This is a genomic window from Streptomyces sp. PA03-6a (genome assembly GCF_033792765.1).
In the GTDB taxonomy this organism is placed as follows: domain Bacteria; phylum Actinomycetota; class Actinomycetes; order Streptomycetales; family Streptomycetaceae; genus Actinacidiphila.
The window spans coordinates 1-8554 of sequence record NZ_JARAVK010000323.1 but is presented as its reverse complement, the minus strand read 5'-3'; the positions used below and the strand labels follow the sequence as shown (position 1 = coordinate 8554).

Sequence of the window (8554 nt, the reverse complement as noted above, 5' to 3'; positions counted from 1 at the left end):
CCGGGAGGGCCGGCCTTCGAGGTCTCGGCGCCGCCGACGTGTCCGCCGCCGAGACCTCGAAGGCCGGCCCTCCCGGACCGCCCGGACCGCCCGCGCCGCCGCCCGGTCCGGGCGTGCCCGGCACCCCGGCCGCCGGGTACGTGCCCACGCAACTGGTGCAGCAGCTCCCCGCGAACGACCGGCCGGCGGCCGGGGACGTGCACCAGGCCGCGACGATGCTGTCCCGCCCGGACGGCGCCGCCGGGGCGTCGGCACCGCCCCCGCCGCCGCCCGGTCCGGTCGCGGCGCCGCCGCAGCCCCCGGCGTACGGCTACCCCCAGCAGCCGCAGGCCCAGCCGCAGCCGCCCACCGGGGTGCCCACGGTCGGCCCCGGCTACCTGGCCGTGCTCCGCTACCGCGCGCAGGACGGCTCGGAACAGCAGCTGATGCGCCGCTCCGCACCCGGTACGCCGCACCCGGAGTGGCAGATCCTGCACGAGCTGCGCGCCCTCGGCGTGCCGCCGCAGGCGGTGCTGGAGCTGCACACGGAGCTGGAGTCGTGCGACCTGCCGGGCGGCTACTGCGCCCGGATGATCCGCGAGACCTGGCCCCAGGTGCGGATCAGCAGTACCGCCCCCTACGGCAAGGACCACGCGAGCCGTCGCGCGGGCGTGCAGCACCTGCTGACGCACCTCGGCGAGCTGCACCAGGTGGCGAGCGCCCCGGCGCACGCGCACCCGCACCGCGTGCCGCTGCCCGAGCCGCACCAGGTCCAGCGGGTCCCCCCGGTCCCGCTGGACGCGATCGGGCAGGAACTGGCGCAGTCCTTCGGGCCGCAGGGCGTGTTCCGCTTCGACCAGCGGGCGGTCGCCCGCCAGGGCGTGCCGGACCTTGTCGCGCAGACGCTCACCTGGTCCGGGCTGCCGGTGGACTTCGGGCCGTTCTTCTGGGCGCAGGCCCAGCCGGGGCGGCCGGTGCCGACCCTGGCGGAGCTGGCGGCCGAGCGCGGCGTGCAGCCGGCCCCGGACGCGGGCTCGTACCTGGTGATGGGCAATGACTTCGGCCGCCAGCTGTGCGTGCAGTACGGCACGGCGCACATCGTCGCGGTGCCGCTGGAGGCCGGGCCGGGCGGTACGGCTCCCGTGCCGCAGTTCGTCAACACCAGCCTGCCGGAGTTCGTCCGCTGCCTGGCACTGCTCGGGAAGATGTGGCGCTGGCGGCTCGGCCTGACGCCCGAGCAGGCGGGCCGCTGGACGGTCGACTTCCAGAACCAGCTGGCCGCGCTCGACCCCGCGGCGGTGGCGTCGCCCGAGCACTGGTGGCCGGTGCTGATCGAGCAGATGTGGGACGGGATGCTCTAGGTCCCCGTACGGCGTCGCTCCGGCTGGTCTGCGGACCGGTCGGAGTGTCGCGTTATGGGTAAATCCGGCAAATCCCCGAGAATAGGGGTATGAGTACGGCACACCCCCGCGGCGGCCACGGCTTCGCCACCGTCCGTGGCCGCGGGTACCGCACCGAACAGGTCGACCGCTTCCTGGAGGAGCTGTCCGAGGACCGCGACGCTGCCTGGGAGCGTGCCGCGCGGCTCACCGTCCTGGCCAACGAGATGACCGCGGAGTGCGCCGCGCTGCGCGAGGCGGTCTCCACGCTCTCGCCGCCCACCTACGAATCCCTCGGGAAGGGCGCACTGGACCTGCTGCGGCTGGTCGAGGATGAGGCGGCCTCCGTACGCGAACAGGCCGAGGAGGAGGCCCGGCACGCGCACGACGCGGCCGCGGCCGCCCGCCGCACCCTCATGGACGAGGCCCGCGCGGCCGCCCACGCCCGCCGCGGCACCGCCGATGAGCAGGCCGAGCAGGTGCTGGAGCAGGCCCGTGCCGACGCCGGGCGCGTGCTCGGCGAGGCCCGCGAGGAGACCGGCCTGCTGCGGGACGAGGTCGCCCGGGAGCTCGACGCCGCGCGGCGGGAGGGCGAACAGGCGCTCGCCGAACTGGAGAAGGAGCACCGCGAGCGCTTCGACACCCAGGAGCACGAACTCGCTGAGGGCGAGGCCGGGGTCGACTCGCGCCTCGCCGAACTCACCTCGTACGCCGAGGCCATGGTGGACGACGCCCGCCGGGCCCTGGCGGAGACGGAGGAGGCCGCGCGGCGCCGCCAGGAGGAGGCCGACGCCGCCGCCGCGGATCTCCTCGCCCAGGCCAGGGTGCGGGAGGAGCGCATCCGTCTGGCCGCCGAACGCGAACTGCGCGAGCACGAGGTCCGCCGGGAGGAGATCCGCGAGCACCTCGCCCACGTCCGTGGCAGCCTCGCCGCCCTCACTGGGCGCGAGGCCCCCGACGCCGAGGAGGAACCGGGCCCCGCCGCCCCCGACGTGCCCTCCCCCTCACCCGGGGACGATCAGGAACCGCCGTAGGCGGGGAACTCCCCGCTGTCCGGGACCCACGGCCCCACGGGGACGGCGTCCCGGAAGGCGTAGTCGTGGCGCGCCCGGTAACGGGGGCGTCGTCGCCGGGCGCCGGCCCCGGATCGGAGAGGACGGCCACAGTCTTGTCGCGCGTGGCCGGCCCAGTCCGGATCGTCGGCCATCTGGCGCTCGATCTGCCGCCGCAGCCGCAGGGCGATCAGCTCGTGCCGGTTGACCGGCGGCATCGTCAACGTGATGACGCCCTCGCCGATCTCCACGGCCCGGGTGTCCTCGCGCCCCATCAACTCGGCGGCGATGGCCCGCATGCGCGCGTAGCTCTTCGCGTCCACGGCGTCACCGTACCGCCGGGTCCTCCTCCAGGACCGGGAAGCGGCGGGGCGCCACCAGCAGGACGGCGGCCAGGGACAGGACCGCCGCGACGGCCGCGCCGGCGTAGACGTGGTTGACCGCCGCCGCGACGGCGCGGCGCACGTGGTCGTCGACGTGCGCGGCGCCGGCGATGGAGTCGAGGTCGGTGCCGGAGCCGTGCAGGCGGGAGGCGAGGGTGGCGTTGGCGACGGCGCCGAAGACGGCCGCGCCGACGCTCTGGCCGACCTGGCGGCAGAAGAGGATCGACGAGGTGGCGGTGGCCCGTTCGCTCCACGGGACGGTGGACTGCACGCCGACGATCAGGGGGAGCTGGAAGAGCCCGAGGGCGGCACCGAGCAGCAGCATCACCAGGGTGGGCTGCCAGGCGGGACCGGCGTACGGGAGCAGCACCAGTACGACGAGGACGACGGTGGCGGCCGCCATGCCCAGGGCGGCGGTGTTGCGGAAGCCGATGCGCAGGTAGACGCGGTTGCTGAGGGCGGCGGACAGCGGCCAGCTGAGCGTCATCACCGACAGCACGAAGCCCGCCGCTATCGGGCCGAGCCCGAGCACGGTCTGGGCGTACGTGGGGAGGAAGACCGTCGGGGCCACCATCAGGACGCCGAGCATGCCGAGGGCCAGGTTGACGGCGACGATCACCCGGCGCCGCCAGACCCAGCCGGGGATGATCGGCTCGGCGGCCCGGCGCTCGGCCCACACGGTGAGGGCGCCCAGGACGAGGCTGCCGCCGAGCAGCCACCACCGGGCGGGCCCGCCCTGCACGAGGCCGGTGATCAGCAGCCCGCCGGAGAGGAAGAGCAGCAGCGCGCCGGGCCAGTCCACGCGGTGCCGGGTCCGCTCGCCGACCCGCTCGCGCAGATGACGGGAGATGAGCAGGAGCGCGACCGCCCCGACGGGCAGGTTGATCAGGAAGATCCAGCGCCAGCTGGCGTAGCCGGCGAACAGCCCGCCGCACAGCGGCCCGAGGACGGCGGAGACCGCCCAGACCGTGGAGATCGCCGCCTGGATGCGGCCGCGCTCCTTGAGCGGGTACAGGTCGCCGGCGATCGTCTGCACGGTCCCCTGGATGGCGCCGCCGCCGAGCCCCTGCACGATGCGGAAGGCGATCAGGCCGGCCATGTTCCACGCCCCGGCGCACAGCACGGAACCGAGCAGGAAGATCCCGATGCCGGTCAGCAGCACGGGCTTGCGGCCGAAGGTGTCGGCGAGCTTGCCGTAGACCGGGAGGGTCACCGTGACCGCGAGCAGGTAGCCGGAGAAGAGCCAGGAGAAGACGGAGAAACCGCCCAGCTCGCCGACGATCTGCGGCACCGCGGTGGAGATGATCGTGGAGTCCATCGCCGCCAGCGCCATGGCCATCATCAGCGCGGCGACCACCGGGCCGCGCCGCTGCGGCCCCGTCCCGGAAGCGGTGGCGGCTGCGGTCGCGGGCTGCTCGGTGCGCTCCACGGGACCCCCCTGGTTGTGTGTACGACACACGATTTCATGCCGGGCCCCCGCGCGCACAGGGGGTTCCCGCAGGCCGGACGGCGGGGCTTGAACCTCCCGCGACCGGAGGCTGCAGGCTCGACCCCGAGCCGGGTCCGCCGAAAGGTGCAGTCCCCCTAGGGGTCCCACCGAACTTTCTCCTACCCCCGGTTCGTACCGGCGGAGGACGAGGGAGCCCTCCTGGGCTCCCTAGCCTTCTGGTGGGGCTAACCCCCGGGCCGATACGGAGACCCGCACCATCGTTCCGGCCCCCTCCCCGAAGCCAGTCTTGGTACGCGACGCAGCCCGCCCCGAAACGGCGGCGACGACCACTCGAACAGGAGCAGTCCAGTGACAACGGCAGTATCGATTCCCAAGTCCGGGGGCAGCGGAGAACGTACGGCCGTGGCCGCCCGGGCCCGTCAGGTCACCAAGGCGTACGGCTCGGGCGAGACCCGGGTCGTGGCCCTGGACGCGGTCGACGTCGACATCGACCGCGGCCGCTTCACCGCGATCATGGGGCCCTCCGGCTCCGGCAAGTCGACCCTGATGCACTGCCTCGCCGGTCTCGACACCGTGACCGACGGCCGGATCTGGGTCGGTGAGACCGAGATCACCAAGCTGAAGGACAAGAAGCTCACCCAGCTGCGGCGGGACAAGATCGGCTTCATCTTCCAGGCCTTCAACCTGCTGCCGACCCTGAACGCGGCCGAGAACATCACGCTGCCCATGGACATCGCCGGCCGCAAGGCCGACCCCCAGTGGCTGCAGCGGGTCGTGGAGACCGTCGGCCTGGCCGGCCGCCTCAAGCACCGGCCCGGCCAGCTCTCCGGCGGTCAGCAGCAGCGCGTCGCGGTGGCCCGCGCCCTCGCCGCCCGGCCGGAGATCATTTTCGGTGACGAGCCGACCGGCAACCTCGACTCGCGCGCCGGCGCCGAGATCCTCGGCTTCCTGCGCCGCTCGGTCGACGAACTCGGCCAGACCATCGTCATGGTGACGCACGACCCGGTCGCCGCCTCGTACGCCGACCGCGTCCTCTACCTCGCCGACGGCCGGATCGTCGACGAGATGCGCGACCCGACCGCCGACTCCGTCCTGGAGCGCATGAAGGACTTCGACGCCCGTGGGAGGACGTCGTGACCGTCGTCAAGACCTCGATGCGCAACTTCGTCGCGCACAAGGGACGCATGGCGCTGTCCGCCATCGCCGTCCTGCTGTCGGTGGGCTTCGTCTGCGGCACGCTCGTCTTCACCGACACCATGACGTCCACCTTCGACAAGCTCTTCGCCGCCACCGCCTCGGACGTCACGGTCACGCCCAAGGGCGCGGCCGGCAACGACGAGATGCAGATGACCACCAAGGCGGCCACCGTGCCCGCCGCCACGGTCGCGCGGCTGAAGGAGGTCGACGGCGTCAAGTCCGCGTCGGGCGAGGCCAACAGCCAGACCCTGACCGTCACCGACGCCGCCGGGGAGAACCTCGGCCCGACCTCGGGTGCCCCCACCATCGGCACCAACTGGGACTCCACCGAGCTGCGTTCGGTCGACGTCACCTCCGGCCACGCCCCGCGCGGGCCCACCGAGGTGATGGTCGACGCCGACACCGCCGACAAGAAGCACCTCGAACTGGGCGACGAACTGCGGGTGATCGCCATCCCCGGCGAGTTCCGGGCCCGGATCAGCGGCATCGCCACCTTCAAGGTCACCAACCCCGGTGCGGCGATCTTCTACTTCGACACCGCCACCACCCAGACCAAGCTCCTCGGCGCCAAGGACGTCTTCAGCAGCGTCGGGCTGACCGCGAAGCCCGGGGTCAGCGACGAGCAGCTGAAGAAGAACGTCACCGCCGCCCTCGGCTCCACCGCCGGCTACAAGGTGCAGACCCAGGCCGAGTGGACCGCCGAGAACCAGAACGACATCGCCGGCTTCCTCGACGTCATCAAGTACGCGATGCTCGGCTTCGCCGGGATCGCCGTCCTCGTCGGCGTCTTCCTCATCGTCAACACCTTCTCGATGCTGGTCGCCCAGCGCACCCGGGAGATCGGCCTGATGCGGGCCATCGGCGCCAGCCGCCGCCAGGTCAACCGCTCGGTGCTGGTCGAGGCCCTGCTCCTCGGCGTGGTGGGCTCCGTGCTCGGCATCGGCGGCGGCGTCGGGCTCGCCGTCCTGCTCATGAACCTCATGGGCAGCGCGGGCATGAACCTCGACACCTCCTCCCTGACGATCAAGGCCTCCACCCCGGTCATCGGGCTCGTCCTCGGCGTCGTGGTGACCGTCCTCGCCGCCTACCTGCCCGCCCGGCGGGCCGGCAAGGTCTCCCCGATGGCCGCGCTGCGCGACGCCGGCACCCCCGCCGACGCCCGCGCCGGCAGGGTGCGCGCCTCGATCGGCGTCGTCCTCACCCTCGCGGGCGCCGCCGCCCTCGTCGCCGCCGTGCAGGCCACCAAGGCCGCGGACGGCTCGATGTTCCTCGGCCTCGGCATCCTGCTCACCCTGGTCGGCTTCGTGGTCGTCGGGCCGCTGCTCGCCGGTGTCGTCGTCCGGGTGATCAGCGCGGGCGTCCTGCGGGCCTTCGGCCCGGTCGGCCGCCTCGCCGAGCGCAACGCGCTGCGCAACCCCCGGCGCACCGGCGCCACCGCCGCCGCCCTCATGATCGGCCTCGCGCTCGTCGCCGGCCTGTCGGTGGTCGGCTCCTCCATGGTGGCCTCGGCGACCGACCAGCTCGACAAGTCGGTCGGTGCGGACTTCATCATCGCCTCCGACAGCGGCCAGCCGATCACGCCGCAGATCGAGCAGGCCATCAAGGCCGCGCCGCACCTCGCCCACGTCACCGACTACAAGTCCCTCGACGTCAAGCTCACCGCCCCCGACGGGTCGGTGTCCGACACCTCCCTGTCCGCCGCGGACCCGACGTACGCCCAGGACCTCCAGGTCAAGACGGTCGCCGGCGAGCTGTCGGCCGCCTACGGCGCCAACGCGATGTCGGTCGGCGAGAACTTCGCCGACAAGCACAAGGTCAAGCTCGGGGACGAGCTCGCCGTCCGCTTCGCGCACGGCGAGACCGCCACGCTGACGGTCGCCGCGATCACCTCGGCGGACACCGTCTTCGACCAGGGCGCGATGTACACCAACATCACGACCGCGGCGCGCTACGTGCTGGCCGACCGGATGCCGATCAACGACATCATGTTCGCCGCCGCCAAGGACGGGCAGCAGGACGCGGCCTACGCCGGGCTGAAGAAGGCGCTGCACGACTTCCCGCAGGTCCAGGTCCGCAACCAGGCCGACTACAAGCAGTTGCTCAAGGACCAGATCGGCCAGCTGCTCAACCTGATCTACGGCTTGCTGGCCCTGGCGATCATCGTCGCCATCCTGGGCGTCGTGAACACCCTCGCCCTGTCGGTGGTGGAGCGCACCCGGGAGATCGGCCTCATGCGGGCGATCGGCATGTCGCGGCGGCAGCTGCGGCGCATGATCCGCCTGGAGTCGATCGTCATCGCCCTCTTCGGCGCGGTGCTCGGCCTCGGCCTCGGCATGGGCTGGGGCGCCTCGGCCCAGCAGCTGCTGGCGCTCCAGGGGCTCGGGATCCTGGAGATCCCCTGGCCGACGATCATCACCGTCTTCATCGGCTCGGCCTTCGTCGGACTCGTCGCGGCGCTGGTGCCGGCGTTCCGGGCGGGGCGGATGAACGTGCTGGGTGCGATCGCGACGGAGTAGCGCGCGGAGCGCGCAGCGGCCCCGGGTACGCATCTTGCGTGCCCGGGGCCGTCGTCGTGTGCGGGTGCGTTGCGCCTGCGGCGGGCGGTTTCCCCGCCGCCCTCCCGATTGCCCGGCGCGGTCAGTGCGGGCCTGCGCTCCGTTGGGGTGGGGTCGGTGCCGCACCGGGGTACGCCCCCAGCCTTCGGCCGGGGGCGTACCCCGCCACACCCCCTCCGGTCGTGTAGGCGACTAACGGCCCGAGGGGGTGAGAAGGCGGTCCGGGGTTGCCGCAGGTGCCCTACTCACCCCCGACCGGCCGTCAGTCGCCCCAACTCGTGGGAGGGGGTGTGGCGGGGTGCTCCCCCTGGCCGAAGGCTGGGGGAGACGAGCGGCGAACCCGGGCGCCGAACGATGTGGACGTACACCGCGAGCGCTGTGGGGGTCCCCCCGGCCGAAGGCTGGGGGAGTGCGCCGGCGCGGCACCGACCCCACAACGACCGCGCGAGGCGGTCACTGACCGCGCCGGCGCACTCGCCCAGCCTTCGGCCGGGGGGACCCCCATGGGCGCACCCCGCCACACCACCTCCCGCTGTGCGGGCGTATGACGGCCGGTGGG

At 73.3% G+C, this 8554-nt stretch carries 6 protein-coding genes; 4 read left to right on the top strand and 2 right to left on the bottom strand.

Annotation, left to right across the window (positions count from 1 at the left end; all coding sequences use genetic code 11):
* Nucleotides 1–1340: SUKH-4 family immunity protein (locus tag PV350_RS41460; protein ID WP_500338576.1), on the top strand; the 1340-nt coding region annotated here is incomplete at its 5' end.
* Between the two features lie 89 nt (nt 1341–1429).
* A complete protein-coding gene (locus tag PV350_RS41455) occupies nt 1430–2392 on the top strand; it encodes a DivIVA domain-containing protein (RefSeq protein WP_500338575.1) in 963 nt (320 codons plus the stop codon).
* Here the strand turns inward: PV350_RS41455 and PV350_RS41450 are convergent.
* Both PV350_RS41450 and PV350_RS41445 read right to left on the bottom strand, forming a co-directional pair.
* Nucleotides 2377–2733: a hypothetical protein gene (locus PV350_RS41450; protein ID WP_500338573.1), complete on the bottom strand. Its 357-nt coding sequence runs from the start codon at nt 2731–2733 to the stop codon at nt 2377–2379. The two genes, PV350_RS41455 and PV350_RS41450, sit on opposite strands and share 16 nt — an antisense overlap.
* Before the next feature lie 4 nt (nt 2734–2737).
* Nucleotides 2738–4222 carry an MFS transporter gene (locus tag PV350_RS41445; RefSeq protein ID WP_499512248.1) on the bottom strand — a complete coding sequence of 495 codons (1485 nt, stop codon included), beginning with the start codon at nt 4220–4222 and terminating at the stop codon, nt 2738–2740.
* 369 nt (nt 4223–4591) lie between these two features.
* Here PV350_RS41445 and PV350_RS41440 point away from each other — a divergent pair, with 369 nt between their 5' ends.
* Complete coding sequence (locus PV350_RS41440; protein ID WP_499512247.1) at nt 4592–5380, top strand: ABC transporter ATP-binding protein; 789 nt, start codon at nt 4592–4594, stop codon at nt 5378–5380.
* A complete protein-coding gene (locus PV350_RS41435; RefSeq protein ID WP_500338571.1) occupies nt 5377–7956 on the top strand; it encodes an ABC transporter permease in 2580 nt (859 codons plus the stop codon). Before PV350_RS41440 ends, PV350_RS41435 begins: the two co-directional genes overlap by 4 nt.
* Nucleotides 7957–8554: the final 598 nt, after the last annotated feature.